This is a genomic window from Cohnella phaseoli, from assembly GCF_003386235.1.
GTDB classification, from domain to species: domain Bacteria; phylum Bacillota; class Bacilli; order Paenibacillales; family Paenibacillaceae; genus Cohnella; species Cohnella phaseoli.
Window position 1 is genome coordinate 1 of sequence record NZ_QRDZ01000045.1, and the last position, 20533, is coordinate 20533.

Sequence of the window (20533 nt, forward strand, 5' to 3'; positions counted from 1 at the left end):
TGTTCAGACATTTTTCCCACTGCGCTCATCCTCCTCATGTACTAAGTGTACATTTTCGTGGTGGAGGACTCCAACTGAATTAGGGGGCTGTGGAGACTTGACTTCGAATAAACGAAGAGGGATGGGTTCCTGTACGGAATTTCATCTAAAGCTGGCGTGTGACGACGAACAGCCTATTTATTGGACCGATTAGATCACCATTCGGCCTTGAAGGTAAAAAAACTATAAGCGGGTAAAAAGGTTATGCGTTTGCAGAACGCTTCCGATGAATCATAATAAATTTCCATAGAGCGCTTACATTTAGTGCGGGTGCTCTAATAAAGTGGCAACGGGGGAGAAGCATGGGAAATAGACAATGGAAGAGACCTGCGGGCCTGCTTGCAACGACGCTTGCGCTGGCGACGGCGCTGGCGGCCTGCAGCGGATCGAACGAAGAACCGGCGGGCACGTCAAGCCAATCCAATGAAAGCGCTGGCACAGAAACAGCGAGCCCTTCGGGGGCGGCCCCGGAGAAGGGGGAGCCGCTCGGCAAGTTCGATCCGCCGATAGAAATTACGACCGTTAAATCGCTGGACGACGGATCGATGAAATTTCCGGCCGGAGAGTCGATCGACAATAATTTGTGGACGCAGGGGCTGGAGCAGGAGTTGGGCGTCAAGCTGAAGGTGGAATGGCTCGTTCCGGACAATCAGTACGAGCAGAAGCTGAACGTGACGATCGCTTCGGACGATCTTCCCGATATTACGCTCGTCAACGCGGTGCAGCTTAAACAGCTCGTCGACAACGACATGGTCGAGGACTTGACTGCCGCATACGAGGCGTACAAGTCCGAGCTCACGGACAAGCTCATGACGTCGGACGGCGGCATCGGCCTGAAGCAGGCTACGTTCGACGGCAAGCTGCTGGCGATTCCGGCGATGAACGGCGCGCTCGATTCTGCTCCGGTGCTGTGGGTTCGCAAGGATTGGCTCGACAATGTCGGAATGCAGCCTCCGAAAACGATGGACGATTTGTACGCGATCGCCCAGGCGTTCACGGAGAGCGATCCCGACCGCAACGGACAGAAGGACACGTACGGACTGGGGCTGCAGAAGGAGTTGTTCGGGGGCCAATACGTGTTGAATGGATTTTTCAACGGCTACCATGCCGTGACCGGGATGCCGGGCAATTTGCTGTGGAACAAGGACGGCGATGGCAAGCTCATTCTCGGCTACGTGCAGCCCGAAGCGAAAACGGCGCTCGGCAAGCTGGCTGACATGTACAAAGCCGGATACATCGAGAAGGATTTCGCCGTCAAGGACGGCGGCAAGGTGAGCGAATCGGTCGTCTCGGAGAAAATCGGGATGTTCTACGGCCAGCATTGGAACGCATTCCTGCCGCTGCCGGACGCGGTCAAGAAAAATCCGCAAGCCGATTGGAGGCCGTACGCCATTCCTTCCGTCGATGGAACCGTTACGGCGGAGAACGTGCTGGGCGTCAGCAACTTCTATGTCGTGCGGAAAGGGATGAAAACTCCCGAGGCCGCCGTCAAAATTTTGAACTACTTCCTGAACAAGCAAAACCCGATGAGCGAAAACTACGACGCCCGGTACCACAACGGGCCGAACTATCCGGAGGAATCTCACAGCGAGTACAAATACTCTCCGATCTCCGTCTTCCACCCGCAGCAGAACATTCTGATCCACCGCGGAATCGTCGAATTCGGCCGAACGAGAGACCCTCAAAGCTTGAGCGCCTGGAACCAGGGCAACGAGAACGATCTCAAGCAGTTTACGGAAAACTTCGACGGCGAAGGCGGGGAAGGCAAAGCCGGGGGTGTCAAAACCGAGAACTGGCCGGGCTGGATCTGGGTCGGGCCGTTCGGGGCCTACAGCGTCGTCAACGAATACGTCGAGAAGGGGCAAATCGTCGAACCGGTATTTTACGGCGCGCCGACGCCGACGATGACCGCCAAGCAATCGACGCTGGAGAAGCTGGTGCTGGAAAATTACACGAAATTTATCATGGGCGTAACGCCGATCGAGCAGTTCGACAGCTTCGTGCAAAACTGGAACTCCCTCGGAGGCGCGGAAATTACGACGGAAGTCAACGAATGGGCTGCCAGCCAAAAGTAACGACAGTATAGGCGGAGGGAGGAGGAGACACCTTTCCTCCCCCGCGACTTGGAATTAAAGGATGATAACGATGACAGAAGCTTCTTCGACTTCAATCAGACGGAAAAGGCATATCCGGGAAGGCCCGCTGCATCTGATGATGCTGCCGGCGGTCGTGCTGCTGATTCTGTTCAGCTACTTGCCGATGGTCGGGATCGTGCTGGCCTTCGAACGCTTTAATCCGAGCAAGGGCTTCTTCGGTTCTCCCTTCGTCGGATGGGATAATTTCAAATACGTCATGAACATGCCCGGTATTGGGCAGGTCATGTGGAACACGGTTTACATTTCGCTTATGAAGATCGTCGCCGGGCTTATCGCCCCGATCGCGTTCGCGCTGTTGCTCAACGAAATCGTCGGAAACAAGATCAAGCGCACGATCCAGACGCTCATCTATCTCCCGCACTTCTTGTCCTGGGTCATTCTCGGGGGCATTATGATCGATATCCTGTCCCCTTCCGGCGGCTTGCTGAACAGCCTGCTTGGGACGTTCGGGATCGAGCCGATTTTTTTCCTCGGCAATGAGCGCATGTTCCCGTACGTGCTCGTCCTGTCCGACGTTTGGAAGGAGTTCGGCTTCGGCACAATCATTTACCTGGCAGCGATAACGTCGATCAATCCTTCCTTGTACGAAGCCGCCCTCTGCGACGGCGCTAGCCGGTTCAAGCAGACGCTGCACATTACGCTGCCCGGGATGGCTCCGATCATCGTGCTTATGATGACGCTCAGTCTCGGCAACGTGCTGAACGCCGGCTTCGATCAGGTATTTAATTTATATAGTCCGGTCGTCTATCGGACGGGGGACATTCTCGATACGCTCGTGTACAGACTTGGCCTTCTCGATGCGCAATACGGCGTAGCCACCGCGGTAGGACTGTTCAAGTCGGTCGTCTCGACCTGCTTCATCGTCGTTTCCTACCTGTGCGCTTACCGGTTTGCAAATTACAGAATTTTCTGACGAAAGGGGCCATGATCGTGCATCGAAGCAAAGCCGAATCCGTCTTTAACGTATTCAACCACCTGTTTTTGATTGCGGCCGCCCTCGTCTGCGTGGCGCCGATCGTCAACGTGCTGTCGGTGTCGCTCAGCGAGAGCGCCTACGCGGCGTCCGGCGCAGTGAAGCTGTGGCCCGTCCATTTTACATTCCGTTCGTACCTGTACGCCTTTGAAGACAAGCTGCTGCTGTCTTCCTACTGGGTGTCCCTGCAGAGAGTCGCGCTCGGCGCGCTGATCAACATGTTTCTGACGATTCTGGTCGCTTATCCGCTGTCCAAGGAAATCCGGGAATTCCGGTACCGGACATGGTACGCGTGGTTTCTATTCTTCACGATGCTGTTCAGCGGGGGACTGATTCCGTGGTACTTGACGATTCGCGAGCTGGAGCTGATGGACTCAATCTGGGCGCTGGTGCTGCCCGGAGCCGTTCCGGTGTTCAACTGCATTCTGCTGCTGAATTTCTTCCGTCAGCTGCCGAAGGAACTGCAGGAATCCGCCTTCGTGGACGGCGCCGGACATTGGACGATTCTATGGCGCATACTCGTTCCGCTGTCAAAGCCCGCGCTGGCGACGATCGTGCTGTTCACCTGCGTCGGTCACTGGAACTCCTGGTTCGACGGCTTGATTCTAATGAAGAGGCCGGAGCATTATCCGCTGCAAACCTACTTGCAGACGAAGGTCGTCAGCTTCGACGCCAGCGCGCTCGCCCATGCGAGCAAGGAGGAGTTGGCGAACTTGATGGCGGTGTCCGACAGGACGCTTAAGGCTGCGCAGATTTTTCTGGCGGCGCTTCCGATCATGTGCTTGTATCCGTTCCTTCAAAAATATTTCGTCAAGGGAATCGTCCTTGGCAGCGTAAAAGAGTGAGCGCGCGATAGGGGGGCGACAATGAAAGTTAACGTAAACATGTACGACGATGGAAGCTTCGACATCGCGGCCGGACGGATCCGGCTGACCGACTGCTTTCCGGGCGTAGACGGACGGCCTCTGCGTCCCGTCCATGTCGAAGTGACGCGAGGCAGCGGGTATTGCCAGGCGAGCTACACGCTGGGCAGTCAAGAGGGGTTGTCATCTACAAAGAGCAGACGGATCGTGATTCGAATCGCGGATGCAACGGACGGCGCGGGGATGGCGATCTCGTCCGAGCTGCACGGCTTCCCGGCCGCTCCGCATTGGTTCTATCCATTGTTCCAAGCGAGGGCGGAATCGTTCCGATCCGTCTATCGCCAAGGCTTCGGCATGGGCGCGGCTACCGGCCTGGTCGCCGCGGACCGCTTGGCGGAGCAGCCGTCGGGCAGGACGGAAAGCTACGGATTGGCCGTTCTGGGAAGCGAAGACCAATACTTGAACTGTTATGCGGATAAGCACGATACGTACGTGCACGGATATCGGCTTCAGACTTTCGGCGGCGAAGAGGGAGAAACGGTGCTGTCGGCGGGCTTTCGGATGGAGCGGGTTCCGCTGGCGGAAGGAGCGGGAGTTCGGCTGCCGGACATTGTTCTGAGGGGATTTACGGATCTGGAGCCGGCGCTGTCTGCAGCGGCCAGCTCGATCGGCGCGGCCATGGGCGCCAGGACGCATCGGAAGCCGGCGTATCATTGGTGCTCGTGGTATTACTGGTACCATCGTTTCTCGCATCGCCTGCTGCGCGAATATTTGCCCGCCTTTTCGTCGCTCGGCCCCTCCGTTCCGCTGCAAGCCGTTCAGATCGACGCCGGTTATTTTCCTTCCGCGGGCGATTGGTTGGAATCGAACGAGCTGTGGCCCGACGGGCTGGGCCCGGCCTTCGCCGATATCGCGGACAGCGGGTACGCTCCCGGAATCTGGATCGCTCCGTTTATGGTCGGCAACCGCAGCCACCTGTACCGGGAACACCCGGATTGGGTGCTGCGCGACTCGGCCGGATTGCCCGTGATCGAATGGCGTTGCTATAACGAGCCGAAGGCTTGGGGGTATGCCGACGAAGAATACTATGTGCTCGATACGAGCCATCCGGAGGCGATGAATTATATACGCGGCGTATTTCGCGCCTTCCGCGGGCAAGGGGCACTGCTGTTCAAGACCGACTTCATGCTGTGGGGCATCCAGGACAGCGCGAAGGTCAGGCGGCATACGCCCGGGCTGACTTCCGTGCAGTATTTCCGCGGACTGTTGGAAGCAATTCGCGAAGAAATCGGCGAAGAAAGCTATTGGATCGGATGCATCGCCCCGTTCCTGCCCTTCGTCGGCTACGCCGATGCGATGCGGATCGGCGACGATGTCGGAGCGGAATGGAACGGCAAGCCGTTCGGGCCGGAGAACATGATCCGGCAAGTGTCCGGCTGCAGCTACATGAACGGTCTGCTGTGGCAGAACGATCCCGACGCCGTGCTGTTGCGCGATTTCCATATCCATATGAATGGCTCGGAGCTGGAATCGCTCGCGCTGCTTCAGGCTGTGTCCGGCGGCGCGATCTATACTTCCGATCCGTTGCACGAGCTTCCGTCCGACAGGCTCGAGCTGTTTCGAATGCTCGCGCCGGGCGGCGGGTCTGTCCGCCCCCGTCAGCCGCTGCTTCACGAGGGCCGTAGGGAGATTGTGTTTACGCATGTGTGGCCGGAAGAGGGGAAGGCGCTGATATTTGTCTTCAATCCTTCCTCCGAGCCGATGACGGAGCAGTACGATCTGGAACGGCTGACCGGAGAGAAGGCATGGTATGTCCGGCCCTGGAAGCAGGAGCATGAACCTGACCGGAGCGCAGGAAGCGGGCCGATCGAAAAGCTGCTCGTCAAGCTTTCGGCTCGCGGCAGCCGTTTATATCTGGCCGCGCTGCGAAGCCCGCCGGACGGAGAGGCTGCCAATCTCTGGATGTGGTAATGCGGCACGGAAGCCGGCAAGAGCGAGGCGAATTACGGTTGTCGAACGAGGAACGTTAATCCATTGTCAAGGGAGAGGATTGAAATGATGGACAACGGGAAGATCGCAAGGCTTGCATTCGTACGGGACGTGGGGCGGAAGGCCATTGTAGCCGGGGCGCTGATCGCGCTGGCGCTGCTGGCGCTGCTCGGGTTTGCCAAGGAGAGCGGCGCCTCGCCGCTTGCCGTGGAGGAATGGAATCTGGTCGAGATTACATTGACGGCCGAAGACGCTTATCTCAATCCCTACAAGGACGTGGACGTCGAGGCGACCTTCACGGCGCCGGATATGACGACAATGACGATGCCCGGCTTCTGGGACGGCGATTCGACTTGGAAAATTCGCTTCGCTCCGAATCAGGTCGGGGAGTGGACTTATGAGACGTCCTCTACGAATCCGGGCGATACGGGACTGGACGGGCAGACGGGGACGATTGACGTGACCGCCTATACCGGGACGCTGGACAGCTACGAGCACGGCTGGGCGCTGCAGCCGAGCGGCAACGATCGTTATATCACGTATACGGACGGAACGCCTTTCTACTGGCTTGGCTATACCCGCTGGGGGATATTTAAGGGCGAACGCTACGACGATTCGAACGATTCGCGCTTCGACTCGCAGTTCAAGGGCATCACGGACCGCAACGTTGCTAGCGGATACAATGTAGTGCAGACGTCGCCGTTCGCGCAAATACCGGCGGGCTGGTGCTTCGCGGGAGAAGCTTGTCCGTGGCTCGACGACACCTTCACGACGATGAACCTCGACTACTGGCGCGACGGCGATCGCAAGATGGAGTATCTTGCGCAAAGCGGCCTTATCGTTTCCTTTAACAACCCCGGCTTCAGCACCGGTTTCTACGATGCCGCCGAACTGGACAATTACAAACGGATAACGAGATATATTCTGGCCCGTTACGGCGCCTATCCGGTCAACTGGCTGTCCGGTACGGAGGTGCTGTGGACCGGAGAGTATACCGGCAACGTCGCCGCCAAGACGATTTTCGAGCAGGTCGTCGATTATTTGCACCAGCTCGATCCGTACGACCGGCTGAACAGCAATATGGATTTTTGGACCGGCAGCCCTTACGGCACGACCTACGGCTTTTTCACTGGGGACTGGTTCAATTACGTCAATAACGAAATCGGCCACGGGGCGCCCGTCAATGCTGACCCATGGGCAAATCTGTACGCCAGATCGCCGGGGCCGATCGTGGAGACGGAAGCGAACTTCGAGAAAATCGGGGACAATCCGGATTGGTATACGCGCCATGCGGCATGGCAGTCCCAGATGGGCGGCAGCGCGGGCTTCGCGACCAGCGCGCAGGGGATCTGGTACCCCTGCTGGACGAACACCGACACTCATCCGAATTGCATCTATTCGGGCACGGAATACGCTTGGAACGAAGCGATCGATTTTGTCGTGACTGATAAGCAGTTGGCTTTTATGAAGCAGTTTATGACGGCGCTGGATTGGCATACATTGGAGCCCGATTCGAACGCGATCGTCTGGACCGGAGCGCCGACAGGTACGGACGCTTACAAGCCGGGGCACAAGTCGAACGCCGACCGCTCGGTCGTCGTCGCGTATCTACCGAGAAGGACGACGGCTTATACGGGCGCGGTTCAGCAGCTTATCCCAGGTGAGACGTACAGTCGGCAATGGTTCGATCCGCAGAGCGGCGTTTACGCGAATTTGTCCGATATGCAGGCGGACATCGCGGGAACGGTTCCGGTGCCGGAGCCGCCGACGTCGGACGACTGGGTTCTGCTGGTGCGGAAAGTCGTAAGCGAGGCCGCTCCGGCAGGGGCGCCGGGCACGCCCGCGCTGTCGGACGACAACGGTCGCGATACGGGAATTAGAGGCGGGAATTACACCGTAATGGCGAATATGTGGTGGGGCAACAACGGAACGGTCTATAAGCTGTACGAGAACGACGTGCTGATCGATACGCGAATATTGGCCGACCGCTCGCCTCAGGCGCAGTCGATCGCGACGAAGATCCAAGGCAGAACGGACGGTTCTTATCGTTACTACGCCGAGCTGACGAACGCTTCGGGAACGGCGCGAAGCCCGGTTCATACCGTCGTCGTGACGCAAGCGAAGCCCGGCGAACCGATGTTGTCGCATAACAATTGGGACGGAGACGGCAGCTTCGAATTGAGCATGAATCTGTGGTGGGGGACGAACGGCGAGACGTACCGATTGTACGAGAACGGGGTTCTCGTCGATACACAGACGCTAACGGCCCGTACGCCGGGGGCGCAATCGGCCGTGACGGCGATTGCCGGGAGATCGCCAGGCGTATACGAATACCGATGCGAGCTGGGCAACGGGGCGGGAACGACGGCAAGCCGGACGATCGTCGTCTCTGTCACGCGCTGATCCCGACAGCATGGACGGCAAGGGCAATCCCCTCGGCGGCGGCTGCATACCGGCCGTGCTTGAACATCTGCACCGCGCGTACCGTCGGCCCGTCGACATCGGCGAGCTGGCCGGGCTTGTCCATCATTCGCCCAATTATCTTCGTTCGCTGTTCAAGCAGCATACCGGGCGAACCGTTCTGGAATACGTGCACGGGTTGCGGATCGAGGAGGCCAAGCGGCTATTGCGGGAAGGAAAGCATACGGTAACGGAGATCGGACGGATCGTCGGATTTCGCGACCTTCATTATTTCAGCAAAAAATTCAAAAGGAGCGTCGGCCTTTCGCCGAAGCGATTCGGCGAGTGCCGGCCTTCGTACTATAGGTTGAACCAATGAAAGGGAAGCCCATTGCATTCCGAAAGGGATGGCTTTGCCGACTTCAAACAGGTTGTTTTGAGTTGCTTTGAACGATAAGACCTGTAGAGGTCAGCAACTCAAAGCCAAAACTCGCGACAAAGCCATTCCCTTTCTCCATTCCATTGGGTCATCTCTTCGATGTTTCCTTGGTTCGCTTATATAGATAACAAACAACTTGCAGCCGGGTAGGCGTCTTAGGAGAGAGAAACGATATGAATAAGTATAATGGCACATACGAGAACGGCCGCCACGAACGGATCGTCTATCCGCTTGGAGGCATCGGAGCGGGCATGCTCGGGCTGGAGGGGACGGGGGCCTTGTCGCATGTTTCCTTGCGCGGCAAGCCGGATTTGCACAATCAACCGTTCCTGTTCTCGACCGTGACGGTGCTTGGAGACAAACCGGAAGCCAGAGTGCTGGAAGGCCCGGTGCCGAGCTGGAAAATATTCGACGCCAGAAGCGGCCCGCACGGCGGAGCGGCCGGCGGACAGAACGGACGGCCATACGGCCTCCCCCGGATGCAGGAATGCTCCTTCGTCTCGCGGTTTCCTTTCGGGCATGTCCGAATGGACGACGACAGCCTGCCGATCTGCGTCGAGCTGACGGGATGGGGTCCGTTCATCCCGTCCGATACCGCGAATTCGAGCCTTCCGGTCGCGGGCCTCGAATATACGTTTAGGAACGAATCCGGGACAACCGTCGACATGGCGTACGGGTTCCACGCGTACAATTTCATGTCTTTGGGAGAAGGAGGCGCCGAGGTGCGGCGTACGGAGGGCGGCTTCGCGCTGTCGCAGGCTCCGGCGGAAGGGAAGATGTGGTTCGAGGGCGCGTTTAGCGCCGCGGTCGATCGGCCCGACCCGGTCGTTCATACGAAATGGTTTCGCGGCCCGATCTGGTTCGATGCGTTGACGATGCTGTGGAAGAGCATCGAAGCGGGCGGAAGCTTGGCCTACGGCGAGCAAGAGGACGGCGGCGAAAGATCGGGACCGGGCGGAAGTCTGTACGTCCGGCTGCGTTTACAGCCCGGCGAGGAGCAGCGGATTCGACTGCGGCTGTGCTGGTACGTTCCTTGGACGGATCAAAGGCACGGCCAAGCCCGCCCGGACGTCGAAGGGTTCGAGGACATGACGCATCAGCCTTGGTACGCCGGCAAGTTTGCCGGGATTGGCGAAGTGGAGGCGTACTGGCGGGATCGCTACGACGAGCTTCGCGGCCGCACGGAGCTGTTCTCCGACAGCCTGTATAGTTCCGACGTTCCGGACGAAATATTGGAGGCCGTCGCCGGTAACCTGACGATTCTGAAGTCGCCGACGGTTATGCGCCAGCCGGACGGCAGATTGTGGGCGTGGGAGGGCAGCTTCGATACGGAGGGGAGCTGTTACGGCACCTGTACGCACGTATGGAACTATGCGCAGGGGTTGCCTCATCTGTTCTCCGAGCTGGAACGCGGCATGCGGGAGAGCGAGCTGAACGAAGGGCAGGACGAGACGGGACACCAGGCGTTCCGGCTACCGCTGCCGATCGTGCCGACCGTTCATAATTATTATGCGGCGGCGGACGGACAGCTTGGCGGAGTCATGAAGGTATACCGAGAATGGAGAATTTCCGGCGACCTAGAATGGCTGCGTTCCGTGTGGGCGCAAGTGAAATTGAGCCTTCATTATTGCATGGAAGCTTGGGACCCGGATCGTCTCGGCGTACTCGTGGAGCCGCATCATAATACGTACGATATCGAGTTTTGGGGACCGGACCCGATGTGCTCCTCGATCTACATCGGCGCCCTGAAGGCTGCTTCGCTTATGTGCGAGGCGCTCGGACAGGACGGCTCCGTCTACAAGGAGCTGTACGAGAAGGGCAGGGCGTATATGGAGGTTGAGCTGTTCAACGGCGAATACTTCGAGCAGCGGACGACGTGGGAAGGCTTGCGGGCGGAGCTGCCGTCGCTCGGCCACGATGCGGGCAACGTCCAGTATTCCGAGGACGCCTACGAGATTTTCAAGCGCGAGGGACCGAAATATCAGTACGGTACGGGCTGTCTCGCCGACGGACTGCTGGGGGCATGGCTCGCCGCCGTATGCGGACTAGGGGACATTCTCGATCCGGAGAAGGTGAAGAGCCATCTGTTAAGCGTATACAAATACAATTTCCGCAAGGACTTATCGCAGCACGTTAATCCGCAGCGCCCCGGCTTCGCGCTCGGCGGCGAAAGCGGCCTGCTGCTGTGCACGTGGCCGCGCGGCGGGGAGCCGACACTGCCGCTGCAATACAGCCACGAGGTGTGGAGCGGCATCGAATATCAGGTCGCCTCACATCTGTTGGTGACCGGCGCGCGCGACGAAGCGCTGGCCATCGTGCGGGCCTGCCGCGACCGGTTCGACGGACGAGTCCGCAATCCGTTCGCGGAGTACGAGTGCGGGCTCTGGTATGGCCGGGCGATGTCCTCGTACGCCTTGCTCGGGGCCTACTACGGTCTCCGTTACGACGCGGTCGAGCAGAAGCTGTACATGAACCGCGATACGCCGGAAGATTTCCGCTGCTTTATCGCCACCGCAACCGGCTTCGGCACAGCGGGCAGAAAGAACGGCGTCCCATTCGTCGAGGCGGCGGAAGGTACGATCGAGGCTGCGTTCGCGTAGGCGGAAGCAAGCGAAAAATAAGCGATTTCGGATGGCCGTTTTGCTATAATGAACGGGCAGTCGCAAGCAAGCGGCCATTCCAACGGGACAGAAGGAGACGACAACTTGGAAAGCGTTCTCACATGGAGAAAGTCAATTTTTACCCGTCTCATGCTTACTTTCGCGCTGATCGTCTCGCCGCTCTTCCTTGCCGCTTTTTTCATCTATAACTGGGGAATCGGCAGCGTCAAGGAAGAGCTGGAGCGTTCGATGAGATCGCAGGTCGGATTTTTCGTCAGCAATTACAATACCGAGGTCCAGCGGATCAATGCGCTGCTGTACAACACGCTGTACGACAGTAATCTAACCGATCTCGCCAACCGGGTGTCCGAGCTGTCGGACTACGACCTGTACCGCTCCGTCAACAGCTTGCAGCAGAGGCTGCTCGTACTGGAGAACAGCAATCTGTACGTCAAGAACGCAACCGCTTACATCCCCTCCGCGGACATGTTCGTCACGTCCAACGGGGGGCTTGAGAAGGTCGACGAGGAGGCGCTGGCGTTTTTCAATTCCGCATCGACCGACTCGAAGGCGCAGCTTTTGCAATTTCGCGGAGATTTTTATTTGCGCGCGCTGCTGCCGCTCGACGTGCGTTACCGCATGGAGAAAAAAGTCCATCTGCTGACCGCGACGCTGTCTATCGAACGGATCCGCACTTCGCTCGGGCAGATGGACGTACGTCCGGGCGGGGGAACGTCCCTGCTGCTGCCGGACCAAAGCCTGGTATCGCAGCCGGGGGCCGACGAGGCGCTGGCCGCCGCGTTCGGCTCGGCACTCAAGTCTCGCCCGGACCTGTCCGGAAGCGGGACTTTGACGTTCCGTCACGAGGGGCGCAATTATTTCGCGGTCTACGAATCGTCCTCTTATCTCGGCGCAACGCTTGCGGTATACGTTCGCGAGGAGGCGCTCACGGAGAAAGCGGACCGAATCCAGAGGCTGTTCCTGCTCTTTTCCTTGGCGGCCGGCCTGATCGTGCTTGTCTCCATGCTGTCGGCGTTCAAGTTCGTCCAGCAGCCGATGCTCAGGCTGATTCGGGCGCTCAGGCAGATGGAGAAAGGGAATCTCAACGTAGAGATCACGCATCGGCGCGAAGACGAGTACGGCTTCGTGTTTACGCGCTTCAACGGCATGGTGCGCAATTTGAACCAGTTGATCGATCAGGCGTACAAGCAGCAAATATTAACCCAGCAGGCCGAGCTTAAGCAGCTTCAATCGCAGATCAATCCGCATTTTCTCTATAATACGTATTTCGTGCTGTACAACCTCGCGATGAGCGAGGATTACGACAACGTGAAGCAGTTTACCCGCCAGCTCGGCGCTTACTTCCAGTTCATTACCCGCAATGCGGCGGACGACGTGCCTCTTCGCGCCGAAGCGGATCATGCCCGAACCTATTGCGAGATTCAGAGTCTGCGTTTCTGGAATCGATTGACGGTCGATTTCAAGGAGCTGCCGGCGAGCTGCGCCGATCTGCTCGTTCCTCGCCTCATTTTGCAGCCGATACTCGAAAACGCCTTCGAGCACGGTCTGGCCGACAAGAAGGCGGATGGACGATTATCGGTGGAGTTCCTGCTATCGGAGATCGGTCTGGAAATCGTCGTCGAGGATAACGGGCCGCTTCTTGCCGATTCCGACGTCGCGCGTTTGAACGAACGGTTGACGTCGGAAGCGCCCGCCTCGGAGACGACCGCGATTCTGAACATTCATCGCCGACTGCGGCTCAAGTTCGGCGAAGCGAGCGGGTTGATTTTCCGGCACGGGAGGGAAGGCGGGCTGCAGGTTCGCATCGTCATCTGCTCGATCGAGGAAGGGAAGGGGGAAGCCGACAATGAAACGGATGCTGATCGTGGACGATGAGCCTTTTATCGTCAGCGGGTTGTACGAGTTCATGATGCTGGAGTCGGGACTGGAGCTGGACGTATACAAGGCTTATTCCGCCGACGAGGCGATCGGCTGGCTGCAGCGGACGAAGATGGACATCGTCGTTACCGACATTCGCATGCCAGGCATGTCCGGACTGAAGCTGCTATCGTGGATCAAGGCGCGGTGGCCGTACTGCAAGGTGATTTTGCTGACGGGACATGATGCATTCGACTACGTATACGAGGCGATTCGCTATGACGGCGTGCGGTATTTGCTGAAAACGGAAGGCTACGAGGCGATCCTGGAGATGGTGCAAGGCGCGATTGCAGAGATCGATGAAACCCACCGGATGGAGGATTTGATCGCGACGGCGGATCGCCAATTGAAGCTGGCCTTGCCGCTGCTGCACAGAGAGCTGGTGTACAAGCTTCTGCGCGGCGAGCGAATGACGGAAGAGCGGCGCGTTAGACGATTCGAACAGCTGGAGCTACCGATGGACCCTCGGCGCGAGCTTCGCCTGCTGCTTGCTCGCATGGAGCTTACGGACAACGAGGGCGACGATGTCGACCGGGACGAGAACGGTTTCCGCATCAATCTTGTTCTCGAACGATATATGGGGGACAAGTACGCCCAAGCCTTTCTCGTCTGGGAGGACGGCACGCTCGTATGGCTGCTGCAGCCGGCGGCATTCGAATCGAAGCCGCCGTCAGATGCGCTGCTCGCTTCGGAGTCCGAATCTTCGTCTGGGTCGTCATCCGTACCGTCGGACGAAAGCGGCGAAGCATTCCAACTGAAGGGCAATCTGGAGCTGGCGTTGGAGACGTGCGAGGAGACGCTCGGCGTGTCCGTGCATTTTTTGCTGGACGACAGGCGAGTGCGGTGGGAGGAGGCCGCGGATCGGTTGGCGGCGCTCAGGAAGGAGATCGCCGGCCTGTCCGCGATCGAAGGCAGAGGAAGCATTGCCGGCTATGCGGACTCCGCGTCCTTCATGCCGAAGACCAGAGTGCACGATGTAGCGCTGCTGCAGGTGAAGAAGCTGGATTTGCTGGGCAATTTGCTCGAATCGGGACAACGGAAGCCTTTTTTCGAGCTGCTTGAGGAAATCGTCCGCAGCGCCGAGCATGCGATCGCAGCCGACCAGCAACACGCCGCTCTGGGCGTCTATTATCCGCTCTCACTGGCGCTGCTCGCGCACGTTCACGATTGGCAGATGGAGGATAAGCTGAACTCCCTTCGAGAGTCGGACACGAAAATCGTTCATAACCCCTCCCTTGCGCCGGACCGGGCGGGAGAGGTTTTGCGTCAGTTGGCCGAGCTCCTGTTCGATTGGCGGCAGAGCGAGAAGGACAGCCGGGTCGATTCCGTCATTCTATTCCTTCAGCAATATGTACAGGAGCATTTAGGAGAAGATCTGTCGCTTGTCGTCCTTGCGGAACTAAGCCGCCTTAATCCGTCCTACCTTTCCCGGTTGTTCAAGAAGGCGACGGGCATTAACCTGAACGCCTATATTCAGGAGGCGCGTCTGGGCAAGGCGATGGAGCTGCTTCGCCAACCCGATTACAAGGTTTACGAGATCGCGAAGCTGTCCGGGTACGAATACGCGCCGTATTTCACGAAGATTTTCCGCAAAGCGCTCGGAATGAGCCCGCAGCAGTATCGCGATCTTCATGCCGCCTCTTCAGGCCCAGATGACCACCGATGACGGCCGCGTTGGCTACACCAGCTTATGCCGATACCACTTGTCGCCTCTGAACCTTAAGCCGAAGATGAGGCCGCGCACGCCCCACTCGGCGACCATGGCGAGCCAGATGCCCATGACGCCCATGCCAAGCGAAATGCCCAGAACGTAGCCCAGGCCGATCCGGAGCAGCCACATCGTCAGCAGCGAGGCGATCGACGTGAATTTCGAATCTCCGGCGGCGCGTAGCGCGGAGGGCAGCACGAAGCTCAGCGCCCACATGATCGGCTGCGCGATGGAGATCAGCAGCACCAGCAGGAAAATATCGGAGACGATCTCGGGCGGAGCCGAGTACAGATGCATCAGCACCGGGAACAATGGCAGAATAATGCCCGTAAGCAGCAAGAAAAGAACGACGGAGAAGCCGAGGAACGACTTGATGAATTTGCGCGCATCTTCAATGTCCCTGCTTCCGATGCATTGTCCGACGACGGTGACGACTGCGATACCGAGCGTGCTGCCGCCGATCTGCAGCAGCCCGGAAATTGAGCCCGCAATGGCGTTGGCAGTTAGCGCCAGCGTGCCGAGCTGAACGATAAACGTCTGCGTCAGCAGCTTGCCGCCGTTGAAGAACATTTGCTCGGCGGCGAACGGGAGTCCGATGAACATGATTTTTTTCAAAATGCCCGCGTCCAGCTTAAACAGGCGTTTCATTGTAAATTGCAAAGTATGGTTGAATTTGAGCAGGTAGACGAACGAAGTGGCCGCGCCGATCGCCCTCGCCGCGATCAGAGAGATCGAGAGACCGACGACGCCCATGTCGAAGCCTTTAATAAGCACGAAGTTCAGCAGAAAATAAGCGAGGTTCATGATCACCGAGATGATCAGGCTCGCTTTTGTGTCCCCCACGCCTCTTAATACGCCTCCGACAGCCTGCTGCACGGCCAGAAACGGGAACGAAATACAGCTTCCGACGAGAAAAATCGTCGCTTTGTGAAAGACGTCCTCCTCTACCCCGCCGAACAGCATTCCCAACGTTTGTTTATGAAATAAGATGACCGCGATGCTGATCAGCAGAGCCACGGACGTCACCGCTGAGATCGCCTGCGCGGCCGCGCGGCAGAGCTGGGCGTGATTCCCGCTGCCCTTGTACTGAGCGACGATGACCGTTCCGCCGGTCGCGATGGCGATGAAGATGCTGATCATAAACATGTTGAGAGTATCCACGGTGCTGACGGCGCTGATCGCGGAGACGCCGGAGGAACTGATCATCGCCGTGTTCAAAATGCTCATCAGAACGATAAAGGAAGTGTCGACGAAAATCGGCAGCGTAATGCCGAACACTTGCTTGTAATCCATCGACCTTCCCGTAAAATGTTTATTCAGCAAGAGGTCCGCTCGTCCTCTTAAGGCCATTGCCGTTCGCTTCATTGCTCGATCACTGCTTTTCTTGTTATGACTTGTTATGAATATCTGTATTCTACTCCAATGTGCGGATTCTGTAAAAAAACGAGCCCCAATGACTCTGTCGAAATGTTGCGCACCTATTGCCGAGCCATACTACAGGCCCTTCATTTGCCTTATACTAGGGAGGAAAGCGAGGCGATAGGATGGAACGACAATTATTCGATCGCGTGTACGAAGCCGTCGTGAATCGGGAGACGACCTACGAAGGGATTTACTATACCGCCGTCAAAACGACGAAAATCGTATGCCGTCCGACCTGCCGGGCCAAAACGCCGCTAGCCGGCAACGTGACGTTTTACGCCACTCTCGAAGAGGCCGTTCGGGCCGGATACCGTCCCTGCAAACGTTGCAAGCCCGAGGAGAACGGACCGCTTCGGCCGGATGCGGTGTTGGCCGAGCAGACGGATGCGATTATCGAGAAGCGCTACCGCGAGAAGCTGACTTTGCAGTTGCTTGCCGATTCGCTTGCGATCAGCCCCTATCATCTACAGCGGGTGTACAAGCAGGTGAGAGGCTACTCTCCCCAGGAGAAAACGGAGCGAGTACGGCTGGCGCGAGCGCAGAAGCTGCTGCTGGAGTCCGGCGACTCCATAGCGGATATCGGCGGAGCGGTCGGATATGCCAGCCCCCCGCATTTTACGGCGTGGTTTTGCAAGAGAACGGGCGTTTCGCCAACGGAATACCGTAACGGACACAGAGGAGGAGCAACCTATGACCGAAAATAAAAGATACAGACAGACGATTGTCGGCTTTGGCCAACCATGGACGCTGGTGGCGACGGAGCAGGGACTCAGCGAGTTGATCTATCCGCCGGAAATCGCCGCGCAGGCCGGCTTTACGGAGGAGTACGCGCAGCTTCCCGAAGCGCGCGGCCTGTTCGAGCAATTCGGAATCATCGAGCGACTGGAGCGCTATTTTGCGGGGGAGTCCGTCAGCTTCGCTGGCATTCCGCTCGATGTGCGGGGAACGGCTTTCCAGACGAGCGTGTGGACCGGGTTAAGCCGGATTCCTTACGGCAGGACGTTGACCTACAAGCAGTTCGCGGACGAGTTGGGCAAAGCTTCGGCAGTGCGGGCGGTCGGCACGGCGATCGGACGCAATCCGCTGCCGATCGTGCTTCCCTGCCACCGGGTCGTCGGCTCTAACGGCACGTTGACGGGATTTAGAGGCGGCTTGCAGATGAAGCGCGATATTTTGGCTTTGGAGGGCGTCACCGATATGGCGGCGGTCGGGCATGACCGTTTTCGCTTCTGAATGCCGGGGTCTCGATGAATATACGCGAACAAATACAGCTCTGGAACCAAGTGATGGTCCGAGTTATCGACGTCCGGTTAAAACGGATCGGACGCGGAGAAGAGCTATACCGCTACACGTTGCCGTCCAGCGCTTTTCTGTTAGCGGCGCAGGGCCGGGGGGAGCTGTGGGCGGACGACGACGTATGGTTAACCGAGCGCTTCCGTCTGCTGCACGTCGGCAAAGGACGGCGAATAACGGTGAAAACCGACGGAGCTCTCGACGTCTATCTGATCTTGTATAAAACCGCCTTGCCGGCTTCCGCGCTGCGGGAATTTCATATGATGCTGCAAACGTCCGATCCGTTCAAACAAATGTGGAGCGTCGTACCGCAGGAGCCTTTGGAGCTGCTGGAGCTCGTTCATTCGATGCTCGACGGATGGACGGAAGAGAACGACGGGCTGTCGCGATTGCGGGTTAGGGGCGATTTTATCCGTTTCGTCCATGCGATTATGCGCCAGCGGGTGCTCGGCTCCGATGCGCCTTCGTTGGCCGAGCAGGTAATCCGTCATCTAGCCCGCCATTACCGGCAGTCGATTTCGCTGGAGCAGTTGGCGCGGCAGTTGAACTACAGCCCACAGTATATTTCGCGGAAATTCAAGGAGCAGACGGGACGCAGTCCGATGGACTACGTAATCGGATTGCGGATGGACCGGGCGAAGGAGCTGCTGCATGCGACCGGATCGACGTTGCAGGAGGTCGCCGCCCATGTCGGCTATGCCGATCTGATGTATTTTAACCGCATGTTCAAAAAAACGGCCGGCCTCACGCCGGGGCAGTATCGTAAGGAATACTCGCGCGCAATTGTTTCGAATAGTGCAATGAATTGGACAAATTCATCCGTTGTTATGCCGCTTTTCTCCGGGTATGATGTGAATGGTAATGATATTCATTCTCAATCACTTCAGAACGGAGCGTTTAATATGACTAATCACACGAGGAAATTTTCGGCCATTGTACTGCTTTGCTTGACGATGATTTTAACCGCCTGCGGCGCGGGGACGGACGGTTCCGGAGGAGGACAGGCGTCCGGGAGCGCGACGAACGGGACAAGTCCGGAGCCCGCAGGAAGCGCGGCCAGTCCGACGGCGTCCGCCTCGGGAAGCGCCGAGACGGAACCGGCGACGCGGATCGTGTCGACTGCATTCGGAGACGTGGAGGTGCCCCGGCATCCGCAGCGGGTGGCCTCGATCTCGTATCTCGGCACGGTGCTGGCGTTGGATGTGAAACCGATCGCTGCCGAGACGTTTCTGATGTCGAGCCCCTACATTAAAGGCATGCTGGACGGAGTGGTGGATGTGGGAGATTCGCTGGAAAAGCTGCTTTCCCTCGAGCCGGATCTCATCATCACGCACAATCCGAATCAGGATGCGATCGATCAGTATAAGCGGATCGCTCCGACGATATCCGTGCCCTATAACGCTTTTGCGTCCATACAAGAGGAAATGCGCTACTTCGGGGAGCTACTGGACAAGCAGGAAGAAGCCGAGCGCTGGATAGCGGATTTCGAAAAGCGGATCAAGGACTTGCGAGATCAGGTTCAATCCGCGCTTAAGCCGGGGGAAACGGTGTCGATCATGCAGGAGTACGACGGAACGGTATTTCTGTTCGGACCCAAATCCGGGCGCGGCGGGCGGATCATGTACGAGATGTTCGAGACAAAGCCGCCGGCGGACATTCCCGCGCACATGCTTGCGGAATCGTATTACGAGTTTTCGTTAGAGAAGCTAACCGATTATATGGGAGACTATCTGATTTTGACGACGGCATCGCCGCTGGAGCAGCTTCAAGCCGATCCGATCTGGGGCAAGCTCCCGCCGATTCGCGACAACCGCGTTTTCCTGTGGACGGAAAACGAATCCTGGTACCGCGATCCGATCGCCGTCTACGGGCAGATCGAGAATTTGGCCAATTGGCTCGTCGAAACTGCCGGCAAGTAGGCTCATATTTGCCTATTTTCACACGATAGAAAACAGGGGGCTGCTCATAAGTGACTTATGAGCAGCCATTCTTTATCTCGATTAATGTTTCTGGGGAGATATCTTCTTCCGGTCTAATCATGACCCACAACGTTTACAATTTATTGGATATTAAACTTTTACGACGGATCTATTTGCACACATGAGCTTACGCAGGGAAGTTAGTCGGAAATTCGTACAACGCAGCTCGAACCAGGCTTAAACGGCGGACGTTTGTAGGAAAAACTGCACAAAGCAACTCGACTCAGACTCAAACGACGAACGTTTGTAGGGAAAATCGTATAAACCAACCAAGATCAGGGATTCTATGTCACTAAAGCGTCGTAACAAGGAGATTTCACGATTCCAAAGGCAAACGCTCCGCTCCTCAAGGAGATACATCCCCCCTCTTTTCATCGAGACAACGAAAAACGCAAAAAAGCAGTCATCGTCTGGACGAAGGCATCTTTGCTGCCGCTTACCCCGGTGGCGGTCAAGATAGTTACCATCCCCAAATGCTCCCCGAAGTCATCCTCTACGCCTACACACAGCGGAATTACTCTTCGCGACAGATCGCCAGAGCCGTCCGTGTGAACGTCATGTTCATGTGGATTGCCGGCAGACAACGTCCGGATTTTCGCCCCCTCAGCCGCTTCCGCTCCAAGCGCGTGAAAGACGTGTTCGAGGCTGTCTTCACCGCTGTCCTGAAATTTCTGGTCGAAGTGAATTGTCAGCGTCAGTCCAAGGGTTTCGACGTTTGAGGAACTACTGCCGCT

General features: G+C 57.6%; 13 protein-coding genes and 1 pseudogene. 13 read left to right on the top strand and 1 reads right to left on the bottom strand.

Annotated features, from left to right (window positions below; genetic code table 11):
* Window positions 1–341: 341 nt before the first annotated feature.
* From DFP98_RS35060 to DFP98_RS35100, 9 genes are all read left to right on the top strand, one after another.
* On the top strand, window positions 342–2114 hold the full coding sequence (locus DFP98_RS35060) for an extracellular solute-binding protein (RefSeq protein ID WP_116065294.1): 1773 nt from the start codon (window positions 342–344) through the stop codon (window positions 2112–2114).
* A 70-nt stretch (window positions 2115–2184) separates the two neighbouring features.
* Entirely contained in the window at window positions 2185–3108 is a 924-nt protein-coding gene (locus DFP98_RS35065) for an ABC transporter permease (RefSeq protein ID WP_116065341.1), read from the top strand.
* 11 nt (window positions 3109–3119) lie between these two features.
* Window positions 3120–4013, top strand: a complete 894-nt coding sequence (locus DFP98_RS35070) for a carbohydrate ABC transporter permease (RefSeq protein ID WP_116065295.1) — start codon at window positions 3120–3122, stop codon at window positions 4011–4013.
* A gap of 21 nt (window positions 4014–4034) precedes the next feature.
* Window positions 4035–6002 (top strand): glycoside hydrolase family 36 protein, encoded by a 1968-nt coding sequence (locus DFP98_RS35075; RefSeq protein WP_116065296.1) that lies wholly within the window; start codon window positions 4035–4037, stop codon window positions 6000–6002.
* Window positions 6003–6086: 84 nt separating this feature from the next.
* Window positions 6087–8423, top strand: coding sequence for an apiosidase-like domain-containing protein (locus DFP98_RS35080; protein WP_116065297.1), 2337 nt, complete (start codon window positions 6087–6089; stop codon window positions 8421–8423).
* A gap of 10 nt (window positions 8424–8433) precedes the next feature.
* Window positions 8434–8799: a helix-turn-helix transcriptional regulator gene (locus DFP98_RS35085; RefSeq protein WP_116065298.1), complete on the top strand. Its 366-nt coding sequence runs from the start codon at window positions 8434–8436 to the stop codon at window positions 8797–8799.
* A gap of 233 nt (window positions 8800–9032) precedes the next feature.
* Window positions 9033–11459, top strand: a complete 2427-nt coding sequence (locus DFP98_RS35090; RefSeq protein WP_116065299.1) for a GH116 family glycosyl hydrolase — start codon at window positions 9033–9035, stop codon at window positions 11457–11459.
* 105 nt (window positions 11460–11564) lie between these two features.
* Entirely contained in the window at window positions 11565–13355 is a 1791-nt protein-coding gene (locus tag DFP98_RS35095; protein WP_220377216.1) for a sensor histidine kinase, read from the top strand.
* Window positions 13327–15063, top strand: coding sequence for a response regulator (locus tag DFP98_RS35100; RefSeq protein WP_116065301.1), 1737 nt, complete (start codon window positions 13327–13329; stop codon window positions 15061–15063). Before DFP98_RS35095 ends, DFP98_RS35100 begins: the two co-directional genes overlap by 29 nt.
* 12 nt (window positions 15064–15075) lie before the next feature.
* Here the strand turns inward: DFP98_RS35100 and DFP98_RS35105 are convergent, their stop codons facing one another.
* On the bottom strand, window positions 15076–16470 hold the full coding sequence (locus DFP98_RS35105; RefSeq protein ID WP_116065302.1) for an MATE family efflux transporter: 1395 nt from the start codon (window positions 16468–16470) through the stop codon (window positions 15076–15078).
* A gap of 179 nt (window positions 16471–16649) precedes the next feature.
* Between DFP98_RS35105 and DFP98_RS35110 the strand changes: the two genes are divergently transcribed.
* The 4 genes and pseudogenes from DFP98_RS35110 to DFP98_RS35125 form a co-directional block, all read left to right on the top strand.
* Window positions 16650–17231: a bifunctional transcriptional activator/DNA repair enzyme AdaA gene (locus DFP98_RS35110; RefSeq protein WP_116065303.1), complete on the top strand. Its 582-nt coding sequence runs from the start codon at window positions 16650–16652 to the stop codon at window positions 17229–17231.
* Window positions 17218–17760: a methylated-DNA--[protein]-cysteine S-methyltransferase gene (locus DFP98_RS35115; RefSeq protein ID WP_116065304.1), complete on the top strand. Its 543-nt coding sequence runs from the start codon at window positions 17218–17220 to the stop codon at window positions 17758–17760. The genes DFP98_RS35110 and DFP98_RS35115 overlap by 14 nt, the downstream gene beginning before the upstream one ends.
* Before the next feature lie 14 nt (window positions 17761–17774).
* Window positions 17775–19739 carry an AraC family transcriptional regulator gene (locus DFP98_RS35120; RefSeq protein WP_116065305.1) on the top strand — a complete coding sequence of 655 codons (1965 nt, stop codon included), beginning with the start codon at window positions 17775–17777 and terminating at the stop codon, window positions 19737–19739.
* Between the two features lie 464 nt (window positions 19740–20203).
* Window positions 20204–20479, top strand: a pseudogene (locus DFP98_RS35125) (transposase); the annotation flags it as partial.
* Between the last annotated feature and the right edge of the window lie 54 nt (window positions 20480–20533).